The organism is Chryseobacterium sp. FH2 (genome assembly GCF_001045455.1).
Lineage (GTDB): Bacteria > Bacteroidota > Bacteroidia > Flavobacteriales > Weeksellaceae > Chryseobacterium.
On sequence record NZ_LFNE01000004.1, the window covers coordinates 181,142 to 198,818 of the forward strand.

A 17,677-nucleotide genomic window follows, 5' to 3' on the forward strand; every position below is an offset into this window, starting at 1 on the left:
AACAAAAGATTATGAAAATTTTAACAATAAGTAACTTTTTTAGGAATGGTTATTGTTTAATTATTAAATATAACACTTATAAACATTAATATTATGAACAATTCAGACTACAACAAAGCGGAAAATGCAGTAAATAATACTGAGAACTCTTTAAAAAATGCAGCAGAAAACACAAAATGGAAAGTTGAAGAATTAGCAGACAGAGCTAAAGACTATATCAACGAAAAAAGAAATAATGATGAAGAAGCACAACAGGAAGACTGGCTGGACAGAGTGAAAAATAATTTTGCTGATGCCTGGGATGACGTAAAAGATAAAGCCAATGACGCGTGGGAAAAAACGAAAGATGCTGCGGAAGATGTAAAAGCAGAATGGAACAAGAAAACGAATTAAAATTTCAGTCATATAAATATTTTCAAAAAACGGAGTCTTTTTATACAAGGCTCCGTTTTTTATTATGCTCTAAACACAAATTATTGCTACATTTGTATATTAATAAACATTAAAAAATTATGTCATACGGTTTACTTAAAGGCAAAAAGGGAATTATTTTTGGGGCCCTTAATGAACAATCAATCGCATGGAAAGTTGCAGAAAGATGTCATGAAGAAGGTGCTGAATTTATCTTATCAAATGCTCCTATTGCTTTGAGAATGGGAGAACTTAATGGTCTAGCAGAAAAAACAGGTTCTGAGGTTATTGGCGCAGATGCTACTTCCATTGAAGATCTTGAAAAACTTTTTGATGCTGCGGTTGCAAAATTCGGGAAAATCGACTTTATCCTTCATTCAATCGGAATGTCTATCAATGTAAGAAAAGGAAAACATTATACAGAAATGAACTACGACTGGTTAGAAAAAGGTTGGGACATCTCAGCAGTTTCTTTCCACAAAGTAATGCGTGTAGCTTATGAAAAAGACTGTATGAATGAATGGGGAAGCATCCTGGCGCTTACTTATATTGCAGCTCAAAGAACGTTCCCGGATTATAATGATATGTCTGACAACAAAGCATATTTGGAAAGTATCGCGAGAACTTTCGGAAACTATTGGGGTGAAAGAAAAGTACGTGTAAATACTGTTTCTCAGTCTCCTACCCCAACTACCGCAGGTAGCGGCGTGAAAGGTTTCGGAGGTTTTCTTGGGTATGCAGAAGATATGTCCCCTCTAGGAAATGCTACAGCACTTGAATGTGCAGACTACTGTGTAACATTATTTTCAGACCTTACCAAAAAAGTAACCATGCAGAATCTTTTCCATGACGGAGGTTTCAGCAGTTCTGGTGTTACTCAGAAGGTTATCAGTAAATATGATGTTGAATCATCAAAATAAATAAAATTATTTTTTAAATATAAATTATCCAGGCTGAAACAATTTTGTTTCGGCTTTTTTGTTTTAAATATGTAATACTATATAATGATAAATCGGCGGTACCTTTGGTACCGTCGATTTTTTTAAAATAATGTTAATATGAAGCTTATAAAATTACGGTCTGTATAGAGTGTGCAGGTGCAGAAAGCTTTGCTGACATTCCCTCAATCCAAAGATTAGTATCAATATCTTTATCAGAATCATTCATGATAACGGTTACCAGCTGTCCGTTCTCATTCATAAATGAAGTCGATATCAAATCTGATGTATTAGTAGAACTTCCGACTCTCTGTGCGTTTGGTCTTATATATTTTGAAATCTGTCCTACATAATAATATTCGTAAGTATAGTGTACCTCTCCTGTTTTGGTATCAGCAATAATAGGTGCAAAACAGAAATTCCCGACATGGTTTGGACCGCCTGTTTCATCAAGAAGTACATTCCAGTCCGTCCATAAAGAGGTACCTCTGTTAAAATCGTTGATCATATTTTTACCATACAATTCACCCAAACTTACATCCTCAATTCTTGACATTTTAAATACTTCCTTGCATCCTTCCGTAAACGCTAAAAATTTATCCGGAAATGCTCTTTGGGTCTCCATTATATTGTCAAATAACTGAGTCCTGTTATGCCAGACTTCATACCAGTGATATGCAATTCCGGAAGCATATTTAGAGACTTCAGGATCGCTTAAGGTGGTGGTAGCTCTTTGGTAAATCAGGTCTCTGTTGTGATCCCAGATCATTACTTTTTTATCTTTATAACCATTTTTCCATAAAGTCGGTCCAAGATTGTTTTTCAGGAAATTACCTTCTTCTTCGGCTGTGTAAAGACAAGACTCCCAAGTTTGCTTTGCCATTGCCTCATTTTGAATAGTTAATCCCCAAATATTGATTCCCCTTTTCTCATATTCTTTGATGAATTTTATATAATAATCCGCCCAGGTTTGGTAATATTGTGGTTCCAGCTTTCCTCCGTCCAGCATATTTTTATTGGTTTTCATCCAGGCTGGCGGACTCCAAGGAGAAAAATAAAGTTTAAATTGAGCTCCAATCGATTTCTGAGCTTCTTTAATCATCGGAATTTTAAACTTTTCATCATGAGCAACGTTAAATGACCTTAATAAAGTATCATTATCCTGAACATAAGTATAAGAATCGCTGGAAAAATCACACGAGTTCATATTAGTACGAACAACCGAATATCCTAAACCGTTTTTCCCGTAATAAGCTTCAATGATTTCCTTTTGCTTATCCTTCGGCATTTTATAAAAAGTTTCAGCAGCAGCATCTGTAATAGCACCTCCGATTCCTATTAATTTCTGATATCTAAAATCCGGATCAACAAAAATGCTGGGTTCATTTTCTTTCGGTTGATCAAATTTTTCAAATTTTACCATTCCTTTATCTGCCAGTTTTTCATTGGTTTTAGCATTGGTAAGGATAATTCTGGCTGTTTTTCCCACATTCTTTTTCCAGTAGTTCTGTGCATTTGCATTGAAGATCATCCCGATTACAAAACAACTTATGATTAGTTTCTTCATAATTTCTTTCTATTTTTTTCTGAGCAAATTGCTCATATCATTATTTGTTTTGATAAACTCTTACGTAGTCTATCTCATATTTTTGAGGAAAAATAGTATCGTCAATTCCCTCTTTTCCACCCCAAAATCCCCCGACAGCTAAATTTAAAATGATAAAATACGGTTGGTCAAAGGGCCATGCAGCATATGTTTTTTCTTTATTTTCATACGTGAAAAATTTTTGATTATCAATATAAACATCAATCTTTTCAGGTGTCCAGTCTGCTTTGTAGACATGAAATTTCTCACTTACATCCTTTACGATCAAGGTATCTGTTTTTTGGGTTCCGATGATATGATTGTACTTTTTGGTATGAACCGAAGCATGAATGTAGCCCTGATTAAAACCAACATGTTCCATAATATCCAGCTCTCCGTCATCCGGCCATTTTTTCATATCTTCACTCATCATCCAGATGGCAGGCCAGGTTCCGCGACCTTTTGGAAGTTTAGCACGAATTTCAACCGTCCCATATTGGAAGGAAAATTTTCCTTTAGTTAAAAGTCTTGCCGACGTATATTTATTCTTTTCCCAATTTTCTTTTCTGGCTTCAATAACAAGGTTTCCATTTTCAACTCTTGCATTTTCCAAGCGGTTTTTGGTATAAAACTGAGCTTCATTATTTCCGTAACCGTCTCCGCCAACGTCATAATTCCATTTTGTAGCATCAGGTAATCCTTTTCCATTGAATTCATCATTCCAAATTAATTTTCTGTTTGAATCAGATGTGTTTGATGCACAATTTAATGATGAAAAAACTAAAGTTCCTCCGATGATTAAATGGAAAATATATTGAAGTTTAATTTTCAAAATTCTGAATTTTATGGCTGATTACTCTAGCATTATTTAATTTTATTTTCAAAGCTTGTCATACTGAAAGTGTCTCTACAAAGATTACTTAGTTTCTTTCAGAATGACAAACATTAAATCTAATGTCTCTTACCCCCAAAAGCGGGTTTCATCCCGCTCTCAGTTTGTAAACTAATATTTATTTTGACCAATTAATTCTTTTTGTCTGAACATGTTGAGAATCGGTTCCTATCATAATATCGAAATCTCCCGCTTCCCAATCATAGTTTAATTCATCATCATAAAATTTTAAATTTTCCGTGGTCAGTGTGAAGTTAATGGTTTTACTTTCCCCTTTTTTAATGAATACTTTTTGGAAACCTTTCAGTTCTTTAACGGGTCTTACCACTTTTCCGAATAAGTCTCTGATGTATAATTGCACCACTTCTTCCCCATCATAATTCCCGGTGTTAGAAACATTTACACTGATATTTAAAGCCTGATTTCCTTTAAGATTTGTTGAGCTTAAATTCATATCAGAATACTTAAACTGCGTATAACTCAAACCATATCCAAACGGGAATTTCGGATCATTATCCAAATCAATGTATGCAGAGACATAATTTCTGTCCATATTATCTTTTGCTGGTCTTCCTGTATTATAATGGTTGTAGTACACTGGAATTTGTCCTTCGGTTCTAGGAAAAGTCATCGGCAGTTTTCCACCGGGGTTTACTGTTCCGAAAAGAACATCAGCTATAGAATTTCCAGCTTCCGTTCCTAACCACCAAGTATATACAATTGTCGGAATATTATCTGCAGCCCAGTCAAAAACCAAAGGTCTTCCTGCGTTGATCATTAAAACAATTGGCTTTCCAGTTTTCGCAATTTCTTTCAATAAATCTTCCTGAACACCGGAAAAATGGAGATTACTCCTACTTTTCGCTTCACCGCTCATCGCATGACCTTCACCTAATGTCATGATAACAACATCTGCTTTCTTCGCTGTTTCAATAGCTTCAGCAAACATCGATTTATCCTGATCATCAACATTTGCACCTTTTGCGTATAATAAGGTTGATTTCTTATCTAACTGATTTTTTATTCCGTCAAATTGGGTTACAATTCTTTGATGGTCATCTTTAAAAGCAACCGACCAAAAACCGTGATTGGCAGAAGTTTCTTTTCCGAAAGGGCCGATTAAAGCTACCGTTTTTGTTGATTTCGAAAGCGGAAGAATATTTTTTTCATTTTTAAGTAAAACAATACTTTTTGAACCAAATTCTCTTCCGAATTTTCTGTTTTCTTCATTATTGGTTTGCTCCTTTTGTCTTTTTTCATTGCTGAATCTGTAAGGATCATCAAATAAACCCATTTCGAATTTTTTAACTAAAATTCGTCTTGTTGCATCATCAATAAACTTAGGATCAATCTTTCCTTCCTGAACTAATTTTGGAAGCTCAGCCATATAAGCACGGCTTTCCATATCCATATCACTTCCGGCAAGGATTGCTTTTTCTGCAGCTTCTTTGTTATCTTTTGCATAACCGTGAGAAACCATTTCGCCAATACTTCCCCAATCTGAAACTACAAAACCCTGGTAGTTCCATTTACCTTTTAATACATCTCTTAAAATATACTTGTTTGCCGTTGCCGGGATACCATTGATATCATTAAAAGAATTCATAAAAGTAGCTACCCCTGCTTCTGCAGCCGCTTTGAAAGGAGGTAAATACGTTTCGTTTAACTGTCTTAAACTCATGTCCACCGAGTTGTAATCTCTACCTCCAACTGCCGCTCCGTATGCTGCGAAATGCTTCGCACAAGCCATAATTGCGTCAAGATTTCCCAAGCCTTTTCCCTGAAAACCTTTAATTCTTGCCAAACCGATTTGGGTTCCCAAATAAGTATCTTCTCCTGAACCTTCCATCACCCTTCCCCATCTCGGATCTCTTGCAATGTCAACCATTGGTGCAAAAGTCCAGTGGATTCCATAAGCTGAAGCTTCGGTAGCAGCAATTCTTTCAGACTTTTCAATTAACGCTAAATCCCAACTCGCAGCCTGACCAAGATTCACCGGAAATGTAGTTCTGTATCCGTGAATTACATCCTGTCCAAATAATAATGGAATTCTCAACCTCGATTGCAAAGCCAGTTTCTGGAAATTTTTGGTCTCCTCCGCACCTGCTACATTGAGCATAGAACCTACTTTTCCTTGTTTTATTTCATTTAAGACATTTGCAGAATTGGAATTCTGAGGACCTGTTGCATATTCAAAGCCACTGTATTGAACCAATTGTCCTACTTTTTCTTCTAACGTCATTTTAGTTAACAATTCAGAAACTTTCTGATCAATCGTCTTTTGCCCGAATGCATTCATTCCAAATGCTGTAATTGCTAATAAGAAATAAACTCTTTTCATAATTTTATTTTAAAAAATATATGTCGCCACCGAGCTTCCCGTAATTGTTACAGGAGCTGTTTTTTGATTAAATTTAATATTAAAATTTTCGTCTGTTCTGCTATTGTTCTGAACAATCAAAACTGTTTTTCCGGCAGGTGTTTTAAAAGCTACAGTCGAAAGATTATCAGTTTGTGTAGAAGCGATTCTTCGGGAATTCGCGGGAACGAATTTCGACGCATGGGCAATGATGTAATAGGAAACATTTCTAGTGAAATTTTCACTGTCGGAAACAGTAATTGCTCCTTTACATTCTGTACAGCCTCCGTCTGTGTGAGGTTTGTATTGCGGATCATTTGCCACATTCCACTCTAAAGCAATCTTGCTCCAATTTCTCATAGAGCCGATAATCACATTTTTGGTGTGCCAATTCAAATCTTCATTAAAAGTTCCCTTTGCACCGGTCCATTGCTCGGTAAAATATAGATTTTTATCAGGAAAAGCATTATAGACAGTAGATAAGGCTGAAATTTCACCTTCGTATAAATGAAAAGCAGAACCATCAATATATTGAGAAGCTTCGGAATCGCTTAAAATATTTGTTACGTATTCCGGTTTGTTACAATTGTGGTCGTAAATAATAATTTTAGTTTTAACATTATTTGTCTTAAAAACCGGACCTAAACTCTGTTTAATAAAGTCTTTTTGCTGATCTGAAGGCATATACAAACTCGGATTATTCCCCGGATGCAGAGGTTCATTCTGAGGTGTTACTGCATCGATTATAATACCTTCCTGCTGCATTCCCTGAATATATTTCAGAAAATAATTTGCATAAATATCATAAAATTCAGGTTTTAAACTTCCTCCTTTTGACTTTCCGTTATCTTTCATCCAAACCGGGGCCGACCAAGGTGCGGCAATGATTTTGATCGTTGGATTAATTGCTAAAATTTCTTTTAACATAGCAATTAAATCTTTGTCTCTTGCCAAACTGAATTTTGAAAGAGACGGATCTGTTTGGCCTTCCGGTAAATCATCATAAGAAAAAACTTCACTGTCTAAATCTGAAGCACCAATACTTAATCTTAAATAACTGATTGATATTGAGTTTTTATCATTCCCGAAAAGTTCATTCAATAAAGCTTTTCTTTTAGATGGTGAAAGACGATTGATTACTTCTACACTTCCCCCCGTTAATGTATATCCAAAACCATCAATATATTGAAACTTTTGAGAATCGTCAATTTCAATATTCTGAAATTTATTAGAGTTATTTACAAAAACTAATGGAGCCTGTTGTTGTAATCTTATGCTTTCATCACCTTTGGTCAACCAGAACTGAATTTTGTTTTCTGTATTTGAAACAGACGTACAGGATGATAAAGGTAAAAGTACCACACCGCTAAATAGCAGTGCAGTACTTTTAAAAAAGAAACTATATAAACTGTGAAACTTCATGTTTAGTAACCCGGGTTTTGTTTTAAAGCTGTGTTTGTTAATTCGTTGAAAGGGATTGGAAGAATTTCGTTTTTACCAGCAGTAAATCCTCTTGAACCCAATTTAGCCGGAGCATCACCCCATCTTACTAAATCGAACCATCTGTGACCTTCTCCTGCCAATTCTCTTCTTCTTTCATCTTTAATCGCCTGTATAGATACAGGAATTGATGCTAAACCTACTCTAGCTCTTACAGCATCTAATAAAGCCTGAGCCCTTGCACCAGATCCTCCCAAAGCTTCCGCTTCCATCAAATAAGTATCAGCTAACCTTATCGCAATATAATTTTGACGGAAATTTAGTTCTGTAGCTCCTGGCTGCGTAGATTCATCTTCTGTTCTCGGAAGATATTTATTCAAGAAATATCCTGTATCTCTAAATCCTGGCGAATAGGTAATTTTACCCTGTTGTACTAATGCTTTTGCATTAAAAATTGTTGCATCAAGACGTGGATCTCCTTGCATAAAATTAAACAAATCATCTGTAGCCGGATTGAAACCCCAACCTTTATGAATGCTTGGAGCATCATTAACGGCTGGAGGTGTTAGGTCTACTTTACCATAAGAAATAATTCCCACCATCTGATTAACTGAGTTTCCTTCATCCTTTCCTGATCCCCAGAATCCCCAATCAGCATTACTTGCATTAGTATGCATCACTTCTAAAATAGATTCTGTAGTAAACTTATTGTCAACTTTCCAAAGATCAGCAAAGTTTGCTAATAGATGATATCCATACTGGCTCGTTCCTCCAGGAGTTCCGTTTACCATTGCAAACTGTTCAGCCGCTAAGCTGTTCTTTTTGTCATACAGATAAATTTTTCCTAAAATAGCACGTGCAGAACCTTGCGTAAGCCTTCCAATCTGACCTTTATTGTTCGGATCAATAGTCATAGGAAGATCTCCGATTGAGGCAAGAATATCTGCTTCTATCTGAGTATAAACATCTTCAGGTTTTGCCTGAGGAATATTATAATAATCATCATTATATTTAATTGGTTTTAAAATCAAAGGAATATTTTTGAATACTCTCAATAATTCAAAATAATATAATGATCTCAAAACTTTAGCCTCAGCAATAAATCTGTTTCTGGTTTGATCATTCATGGTAGCATTAGGAATTTTTTCAAGCAAAATATTAGCTTTTGCAATTCCTTGATAATAATCTTTCCAATAACTCGCCGGCATAATAATCGGATTGATGCTATAGTTTGAGAATCCTTGAATTCCCGCGCCATCTGATGAGTTCCCTCCCCCGGAATAGAAATCATCGGAAGCACCATTAAAGAACGTCACCATATTTTCAAAACCTCCGGAATACTTTCTTAACATATCATAAGTGGCAACTAAGCCTGAAAATGACTGCTCTTCGTTTTGAAAATAATTACTCTCATCAAAAGTTCCTGTGTTTTGAACATCTTCAAGGTTACCATTATTACAAGAAACTGATCCGAAACCAACTCCTGCAAGCATTAAAACAGCAACACTTTTATATATAAATCTTTTATTTTTCATTTTTCTTTTAATTAAAATTGAACATTAGCACCGAAAAGGAAAGTTCTTGCCTGTGGATAGAAAGCTCTGTCTATACCAAATGTATCCGAACCTGCAATTTCAGGATCATAACCTGTATACTTTGTGAATGTTACAAGGTTTTCTCCTGTTACATAGAATCTTATTTTTGAAGCGCCAATTGTTTTAGCAATATCTTTAGAAAGAGTATAACCAACCTGAACTAGTTTCAGACGTAGATAATCTCCTTTTTGAAGATAATAGTCCGACATTCTTGTGTAGTTTTGATTAGGATCATCTTTTGTAACTCTTGCCATTGTATTTGTACTACCTTCTCCATTCCAACGGTCAAGAATTGCTGTTTGATAGTTTGCTTCAGGAATATCCAACCTTCTTAGTCCTTGGAAGACTTTATTACCTGCCTGTCCCTGAGCGAATATCATTAAATCGAAGTTTTTGTAATTCATATTTAGTGTCAAACCAAAAGTATATTTCGGTACAGAGTTTCCTAAGTTGATATAGTCATTTTCATCAATTTTTCCGTCTCCGTTTGCATCAAGTCTCTTAAAGTCTCCCGGTTTAGCATTTGGTTGAATTAAAGCCCCATTAGAGTTTCTATAAGCATCAATTTCCGCTTGATTTTGAAAAACACCTAAATTTTGGAAGCCATAAAAAGAACCATATGATTGACCTACCTGCAATCTAGAAACAGTTCCCAAAGTTTGGAAAGATGCAAAATTTACATATTCTTTATCTGCTTCTAGACGAGTAATTTCATTTTTCAAGTATCCGAAGTTACCATTTGCTGATAATCCAAAATCTCCCCAATTCTTTTTGTATCCAAGACTTACCTCAATACCATCATTGTTCATATCTCCGATATTTCTCCAAGGATCATTAATTAAGCCTAAATAACCAGGAAGAGCAATTTTTCTAAGAATATCTGTACTTTTCTTTCTGTAAACATCAACGCTTAAGTCAAAATTTTTGAAGATCTTAAGGTCTGCTGCAATATTGAGCTGAGATGTTCTTTCCCATTTCAAATCCGGGTTTTCTAATGTACTTGGTGCATATCCAACACGAACTATATTATCTCCAAAAGTATAATTACTTCCTGCTACAAAAAAGTTTGCATATTGAAAATCATCGATAGCATCATTACCGAGAACACCATATCCTCCTCTTAATTTAAAGCTATTAACAACATTATTTTCTGGCCAGAAGCTTTCATTGGAAACATTCCATCCTAAAGACATGGCTGGGAACGTTCCCCAATGGTTTGCCGGTGCAAATTTTGAAGATCCATCTCTACGAATTGTTCCGGTGAAAAGGTATCTGTTGTCATAATCATATACTACTCTGGCGAAATAAGAAGCTTTATGTGTTTGTTTTCCATCCCAGGCATTTGAAGATTTGTCTGATGCTGCAATATCAAAGTTGAAAGAAGCTTCTCTCCAATCGTTTGTAGGAAGATTTTTATACGTTGTATTCTGTCCGTAAGAAATATTATACTCATAATATCCTTGTCCCAATAAAACGCTTAAATTATGTAGCCCAAATTTATTTTGGTATGTAAGAGTATTTTCTGTGTTCCATTCAAATTTTCTTTGAATTTCTCTAAATAAGCTGTTCGTTAAATTAGAATTAGCCGAGCTTAAATATGATTGTGGAGTAAATGCCTGATTTCCCCAATAAGAAAGTTTACCATTTACACTTGACTTAAAATTTAAATGCTTATTGATTTTCACATCACCAAAAACATTCGCTACAATATCATCAGACCATCTGTATCTCCCCCTTTGTGTTTCTTGGAAAGCTAATGGATTCGACATTTCTTTACTTACCCAGTGAGAAATTCCGTAAGGGTTGCCATTTGGATCTCTTACGATAAATGCGTTGTTTGTATAATCACTTGGAAACGGTTGACTAGCAACATCTGTAACAACAACCGGAGTTGTCGGATCAAGGTTTATAGCAGAACTTAATGGCCCTCCAAACTCATTATTATCATTAATCCCTTGTGCTTTTACATGAGTATAAGCAAAAGTTTGCCCAACTGTTAAAAAGTCGAAAATTTTATGTGTGGAATTAAATCTTGCATTAATTCTCTTATAATTTGAAATATCTCTCAATACAATACCCTGCTGATCGTAATAACCGAAGGAAGTATAGAACGTGGATTTATCATTTCCTCCATTTATACTGAATTCATGAGATTGACGTTGTGCCGTATTGAAAATTTGTTTCTGCCAATCAGTTCCTGTTCCTAAAGAACCAGGGTTTGCAAACGTTGGAGCATGTCCATCATTCACATTAGCTTCATTCATGATTGTTGCATACTGTGTCGCATTTAATAAATCAAGCTTTTTGGCTGCGCTTCCTACTCCGAAGAATCCGTTGTAAGAAACATTCATTCTACCTTTTGCTCCTTTTTTGGTAGTAATAAGAATTACACCTTTTGCAGCTGAAACCCCATAGATCGCAGCAGAAGCTCCATCTTTAAGGATTTCCATTCCTTCAATGTCGGATTGGTTTAACCATCCAATGTTATCTACTACAATTCCATCAACTACCCAAAGAGGATTGTTACTTCCTGCCCCAAAACTGGTAATACCACGTACACGAACCGTAGGCTCGCTTCCAGGCTGTCCGGAGTTCGATATTACACTTACACCAGCAGCTCTACCTTGAAGCACTTGTTCAGGCCTTCCTGCAACAGGGGCATTTTCTATATCGGAAGCTTTTATACTTGAGATAGCTCCCGTTACATTACTCTTTTTTTGAGTACCGTAACCAATCATGACAACTTCCTCTATTTTTTGCTCTTTCGGAAGGGTGTCATTGGTCGTTTTTTGGGCATTGAAATTGGCTGTAAAATAGAGAACAGCAACCATCCCCAAACTTCTTGATATTCTTACATTCATATACAGTTATTTTTTTAATTCTCAAATTGAGACAATAAAAATATATTTTTTTTTAAATAATTAACATTATATTAATAATTATTTTAATATTTCGTTTATTTTTGGGGGCTCAAAGCCATAAATTTGTTCCGATAATTCATAAAAAATTATAAAAATTCAATAAAATAAATCCCCAAAATGAATAGCAAGCTATCCAAAATTTCACTTCCCCTCAAGCTTACCTTTTTAATTTTTTCGATGGTATTAAACTGCATGGGCATTGTAATACTACAACTTTCGGAGGCAAAAATCACATATGAGAAACTCGGTTTTCTGGAATCTTTTAAGGATTTGCCAATCGCATTTATTTCACTTTTTGCAGTAAATTTTATCAGTAAAATCGGAACAAAAAACGCATTGATTTTAGCATTAACAATTGTTGGGATTTGTTCATGTATTTTACCTTTTGTTGAAGTTTTTTGGTTTTACAAACTATGGTTTGCTATTATTGGAACCTGTTTCGCTATTGGTAAAATTTGTGTATTTGGAATTATCCGTAATAATATTTCAGAGGAAAAATCCCTGGCAAAAACTATGAATAGCGTTGAGGCTTCGTTCATGATCGGAATTTTTGTGGTTAATACAGGGTTTGGGTGGCTTATTTCAAGTAAATATTCAGAATTTTGGAAATTTGGTTTTATATCAATTTCTGTTCTTTCCGCGATAACGATATTATTATTTTCAAAAATAAAAATCTCAGAGCCTCTACAAAAAAATGATAATGGTTTGATTTCAAGCCTGTTGAATTTTGTAAATAAATCAGTAATTATATTTTTAGCAGTTATATTTTGTATTGTATTTGTTGAACAAAGTTTTAACTCATGGCTGCCTTCATTCTATAAAAATCATTTGAAAGTTAATTCTTTCTTTGCGCTTCAGGCTTCCTCGTTTCTAGCACTATTTTCATACATAGGGCGAACAATCACTGCAAATATCATTCAAAGATTTTCGTTATCAAGATACTTTAAAACCTGCTTATTTTTAATCATCGCTGTTTTATTTATTATTTTAGGGATACAGTTTTTAGGTTCTGACGATTCAAAGACTCTTCTATTTCTATTTCCCGTAATTGGTCTGTTTTTATCGCCTCTTTATCCTGTAATTAATTCAAAAATGATTGCATTGGTTGACAAAAAAAAAATTAACCTTTTTACATCACTGATCGTTATTTTTTCGTCTTTAGGCAGCTCTGTCAGTTCAATTATCATGGCTCTTTTATTCGGAAACGGACTGCTAAATTATTATTCTTTATATATATTATTGGCTGTTAGTGTGCTTTTTATGATTAGTTTAATATATTTTCACACCGTAAATAAAAATATTTAGAAAATAATTTTATTTTTACTCCCATGAAAATCAAGACCGAAAAAAATAAAGAAACCCTTCAGGAACTTATTGATACAAAAGACTTTGTAGCACATGTATCTGTTGACTGCACCATATTTGGTTTTCACGACAATATTTTGAAGATTTTACTTCTAAAATATCATGATCTGGATCTGTGGTCGCTTCCCGGAGGTTTCGTCTTCAATGATGAAGATCTTAGAGAAGCTGCAGAGCGTGTTTTATATGAAAGGACTCATCTTAAAGACATCTTTTTAAAACAATTCCATACCTTTGGGAGAATAGATCGTACGGAAAATAATGTTCACCAGATATTACTTAATAATAAAGGAATTGAAGTACCGAAAGACCACTGGATTTTTCAAAGATTTATCACAGTGGGATATTGCAGTTTGATTGATTTTTCTTTAACCAATACTTTTCCGGATGCTTTTAATGAAACCTGCGAATGGTTTGAAGTAAATAATCTTCCCAAAATGGCTTTTGACCATGACAGGGTGATAGAAACAGGTCTGGAATACCTTAGAATGAATATTAATACGGAAGTTGCAGCAAGTAATCTTCTTCCTGAAAAATTCACAATGAAAGACCTTCAGTGTCTCTATGAAACCATTTTAGGACAAAAATTCAGAAGAAATAATTTTCAGAGAAAAATTTTAAGCTTAAACATTTTAGACAGATTGGAAAAGCTTTATGACGGTTCTGCGAATAAAGCTCCATATTTATATAAGTTTAAAAATAAAGTCCATAATTCTACAAGTCAGTATCCTATCACCAATGATGATGAAGTTTAATTGAGAAAATTTTTATTATTAAATGGCTTATTATGTTGAAATGCAACAGTAATAAAGCACCTTAAAAAAAATTCTCAGACCCCCACGAAAAAGTCTTACTTTTAGCAAAATCAAAAAATCATGTCATATTATCCTCTTACAAGCATCCCTGACTATTACGGAATTGATGCTTTACTTACCGAAGAACACAAACTTATCCGTCAATCTATCAGAGATTGGGTGGAGAGTTTTGTAATGCCGAAGATTGATCAGGCTGCTCAAAATCACACTGATATTCCGAATCTAATGAGGGAATTGGGTAAAGTGGGAGCACTTGGCCCCTATATTCCGGTGGAATATGGTGGTTCCGGCCTTGATCAGATTTCTTACGGTCTCATCATGCAGGAATTGGAAAGAGGTGATTCAGCAGTTCGTTCTGCGGCTTCCGTTCAGAGTTCTTTGGTAATGTTTCCTATCAACGAATTTGGTTCTGAGGAACAAAAAAGAAAATACCTTCCAAAATTAGCTTCCGGTGAAATGATAGGCTCCTTTGGTTTGACAGAGCCTAACCACGGCTCAGATCCCGGTTCTATGGAAACTTATTTTAAAGATATGGGAGATCATTACCTTTTGAATGGTGCTAAAATGTGGATCACAAACTCCCCTCTTTGTGATATTGCAGTTGTCTGGGCTAAAAATGAAGAAGGAAAAGTACAAGGCCTTATCGTTGAAAGAGGAATGGAAGGCTTCACAACTCCCGAAACGCACAACAAATGGAGTTTAAGGGCTTCAAAAACAGGAGAATTGGTATTTAATGATGTAAAAGTTCCAAAAGAAAACCTGCTTCCTGGAGTTACGGGATTAAAAGGACCTTTATCTTGTTTAAATTCAGCCAGATATGGGATTTCCTGGGGTGTAATTGGCGCTGCAATTGATTGTTATTGCACTGCTGTACAATATTCTAAGGAAAGAAAGCAATTCGGGAAACCAATTGGATCTTATCAATTACAACAAAAAAAACTGGCAGAGTTTTTAACTGAAATCACTAAAGCTCAGTTACTTTGCTTACAGTTAGGAACTCTTAAAAATAATCATAAAGCAACTCCAGCCCAGATTTCAATGGCCAAAAGAAACAACGTAAAAATAGCAATAGATATTGCAAGAGAATCACGTCAGATTCTTGGAGGAATGGGTATTATGGGCGAATTCCCAATGATGAGACATGCCGCAAACCTAGAATCTGTGATTACGTATGAAGGAACTCACGATATTCATTTATTGATTACAGGTTTAGATATCACTGGTATCAACGCCTTCTAAATAAACCGAAAAATTTTATAGCGAAGCCTGATCATTTGATCAGGCTTTTTTATATTCAAAACCAACAAATTATATTCAATGAATAATTATTAACCCTTCAATGTAGTGTGAGTTTTATTAAAAAAATATAATTTAAACTTACAAAAAGATATGAAATATGAAAAAATTCACTACTCTGTTATTAGGGCTTTCAGCACCTTTTTATTTCGCACAGCAAGCCGGAGATCTTGTAAATTTTGAGCAAAAACTCAATCTTACCCCTCAAGGTCTGGCAAATTTTATCTCAAATAATCTTGGAGAGCAAAATGCTCCTGACTTTGTAAATTACCTAAACAGCTTTCATTTAGGTTTAAAGGCTTATAAAATAACCTATTACACCAAAAATGAAAACAATGCATTGGTAAAGGCAACAGGTTTATTAATGTACCCGGACGTAAATTATAAACTTTCAACCGTTGTTTCTGATCACGGAACAACGGATAGCCGGGAAAATGTTCCTTCAAATTTTAAGGGTACTTTAACGGCTGGATTTGTTGTCGAGCTTTCATATGTCCTAAACGGGTATATTTTAATGGCTCCCGATTACGTAGGGATGGGTTCAGGAGAAGGTGTTCATCCTTATGTACACTATCCTACTGAAGCTGGTGCTACTATTGACTTTGTAACTGCTGCCAATAAAGTTTTAGCACAATTAAATATAAAGCGGTACGATGAATACTTTATAGCCGGTTATTCCCAGGGAGCCCACGCGGCTATGTCCACATTAAAAAAGCTCAATATCTCAAATCCTACAAATCTGAAATTTAAGTATGCATACATGGGAGACGGGCCTTACGATTTTTCAGGTGTGACACTTCAGAAAGGTGTTATCGAGAAAGATGTTTATCCTTTTACGTCTTTCCTTGCCAATGTTGTAAACACTTGTAATAATACAGGTTATAAAACGTATAACAATAATATTTCAGAGGTAATTTCCGCAGAATATGCAGACCCATACAATTATCATGTGCTTCAGGATAATGGAGGCCTGCTTTGGGGACCATTGATTTGGAGAAGACTTTTTACAAACAATTTCGTAAATGATGTGACGAATAATCAAAACAATAAATTAAGGCAGTGCTTAAAAGCTAATGACGTTTATGATTGGTATAATAAAATACCCATGACATTGGGACATTCAACAGTTGACTTGGCAATTCCGCCCGAAAACACATCAAAAACGATTGATATCCAAAGAGGTTATTATGCTTGGTGGGATCTAAATAAATATAAATTAGACTCCTTCTACTGGGGACCTTTAGGGCATGTAGGGGGAATTATCCCTTTCGTATTGGCTTCTAATGCTAAATTTAACACATTGAGAAGTGGAGGCCTGTTCAATGAATGGGCAATGTTAACTTCCAAACAATCAAGCGCTAAGCAGGCAATAAATCCTCTTTATTCATCACAGATAAATCCGAATCTGAATGGAATTGAAGTAAAAGAAATTACAGATTTTAATAAAGAAAAAATAGAAAGTAAATCATTCACAGACAATAGTTTATCAACCTTAAAAGAAGGTGTTTATTTATTGAGAATTTCAGAAAATAATTCTGAAAAACTGATACCTTACATTAAAAATACTCCAAATACAATTGCGGAAAATGAGATTGTAAGGTCAGAAAATAATAATATCTTAACTTTAAAAATTGATGAAAGCGAATTATCACAAATTAATATTTTCGATGAAAAGAAAAATTTAATTAAAATTATTTCTCAGGAAGATTATAAGAGAGAAGGAGGAATCAATTTGAACACTGTTGATAACCGAAACAATACGTTTGAAATTGTTACTCCATATTATAATTTACAGTTTAACAGGAAAACTGACAACTCGATTCCTCTGAATGAAAATATAGAAATATTCACAAAAAACCATCAGGTGATTGTCAATACCAAAGAAGATATCAAGAACATTGCAATTTACAATATTTCGGGATATCTAATTGAAAATCAGGAAATAAAACAAAATCAATTTGAATCTAAAGTTTTGGAAACAGGAATTTATGTAGTTCAGGTTACAAAAAACAATGGTAAAATGATCAGTAAAAAAGTAAAAATATAACTCACCTCTGTAATAA

At 34.7% G+C, this 17,677-nt stretch carries 12 protein-coding genes; 6 read left to right on the forward strand and 6 right to left on the reverse strand.

Annotation, left to right across the window (positions count from 1 at the left end; all coding sequences use genetic code 11):
- Positions 1-93 precede the first annotated feature (93 nt).
- Entirely contained in the window at positions 94-393 is a 300-nt protein-coding gene (locus ACM39_RS08050) for a hypothetical protein (protein ID WP_048510521.1), read from the forward strand.
- Between the two features lie 119 nt (positions 394-512).
- A complete protein-coding gene (locus tag ACM39_RS08055) occupies positions 513-1,331 on the forward strand; it encodes an enoyl-ACP reductase (RefSeq protein WP_048510522.1) in 819 nt (272 codons plus the stop codon).
- 145 nt (positions 1,332-1,476) lie between these two features.
- On the opposite strand, the gene ACM39_RS08060 is transcribed toward ACM39_RS08055, so the two are convergent.
- The 6 genes from ACM39_RS08060 to ACM39_RS08085 form a co-directional block, all read right to left on the reverse strand.
- Entirely contained in the window at positions 1,477-2,916 is a 1,440-nt protein-coding gene (locus ACM39_RS08060) for a glycoside hydrolase family 30 protein (RefSeq protein WP_048510523.1), read from the reverse strand.
- A gap of 40 nt (positions 2,917-2,956) precedes the next feature.
- Positions 2,957-3,766, reverse strand: coding sequence for a family 16 glycosylhydrolase (locus ACM39_RS08065; protein ID WP_053073308.1), 810 nt, complete (start codon positions 3,764-3,766; stop codon positions 2,957-2,959).
- A gap of 178 nt (positions 3,767-3,944) precedes the next feature.
- Positions 3,945-6,167 carry a glycoside hydrolase family 3 N-terminal domain-containing protein gene (locus ACM39_RS08070; RefSeq protein WP_048510524.1) on the reverse strand — a complete coding sequence of 741 codons (2,223 nt, stop codon included), beginning with the start codon at positions 6,165-6,167 and terminating at the stop codon, positions 3,945-3,947.
- 9 nt (positions 6,168-6,176) lie between these two features.
- A complete protein-coding gene (locus ACM39_RS08075) occupies positions 6,177-7,607 on the reverse strand; it encodes a glycoside hydrolase family 30 protein (RefSeq protein WP_048510525.1) in 1,431 nt (476 codons plus the stop codon).
- A gap of 2 nt (positions 7,608-7,609) precedes the next feature.
- Entirely contained in the window at positions 7,610-9,160 is a 1,551-nt protein-coding gene (locus ACM39_RS08080; protein ID WP_048510526.1) for a RagB/SusD family nutrient uptake outer membrane protein, read from the reverse strand.
- 11 nt (positions 9,161-9,171) lie between these two features.
- A complete protein-coding gene (locus tag ACM39_RS08085) occupies positions 9,172-12,081 on the reverse strand; it encodes a SusC/RagA family TonB-linked outer membrane protein (protein WP_048510527.1) in 2,910 nt (969 codons plus the stop codon).
- A gap of 237 nt (positions 12,082-12,318) precedes the next feature.
- On the opposite strand from ACM39_RS08085, the gene ACM39_RS08090 reads away from it, so the two are divergent.
- From ACM39_RS08090 to ACM39_RS08105, 4 genes are all read left to right on the forward strand, one after another.
- The gene (locus tag ACM39_RS08090; RefSeq protein ID WP_410470244.1) at positions 12,319-13,446 is read left to right on the forward strand and encodes an MFS transporter; all 1,128 of its coding nucleotides are present in this window, start codon (positions 12,319-12,321) and stop codon (positions 13,444-13,446) included.
- 23 nt (positions 13,447-13,469) lie between these two features.
- Entirely contained in the window at positions 13,470-14,258 is a 789-nt protein-coding gene (locus tag ACM39_RS08095) for an NUDIX hydrolase (RefSeq protein ID WP_048510529.1), read from the forward strand.
- A gap of 120 nt (positions 14,259-14,378) precedes the next feature.
- Positions 14,379-15,557, forward strand: coding sequence for an acyl-CoA dehydrogenase family protein (locus ACM39_RS08100; RefSeq protein ID WP_048510530.1), 1,179 nt, complete (start codon positions 14,379-14,381; stop codon positions 15,555-15,557).
- Positions 15,558-15,714: 157 nt separating this feature from the next.
- Positions 15,715-17,661, forward strand: a complete 1,947-nt coding sequence (locus ACM39_RS08105) for a T9SS type A sorting domain-containing protein (RefSeq protein WP_048510531.1) — start codon at positions 15,715-15,717, stop codon at positions 17,659-17,661.
- The last annotated feature ends 16 nt before the right edge of the window (positions 17,662-17,677 follow it).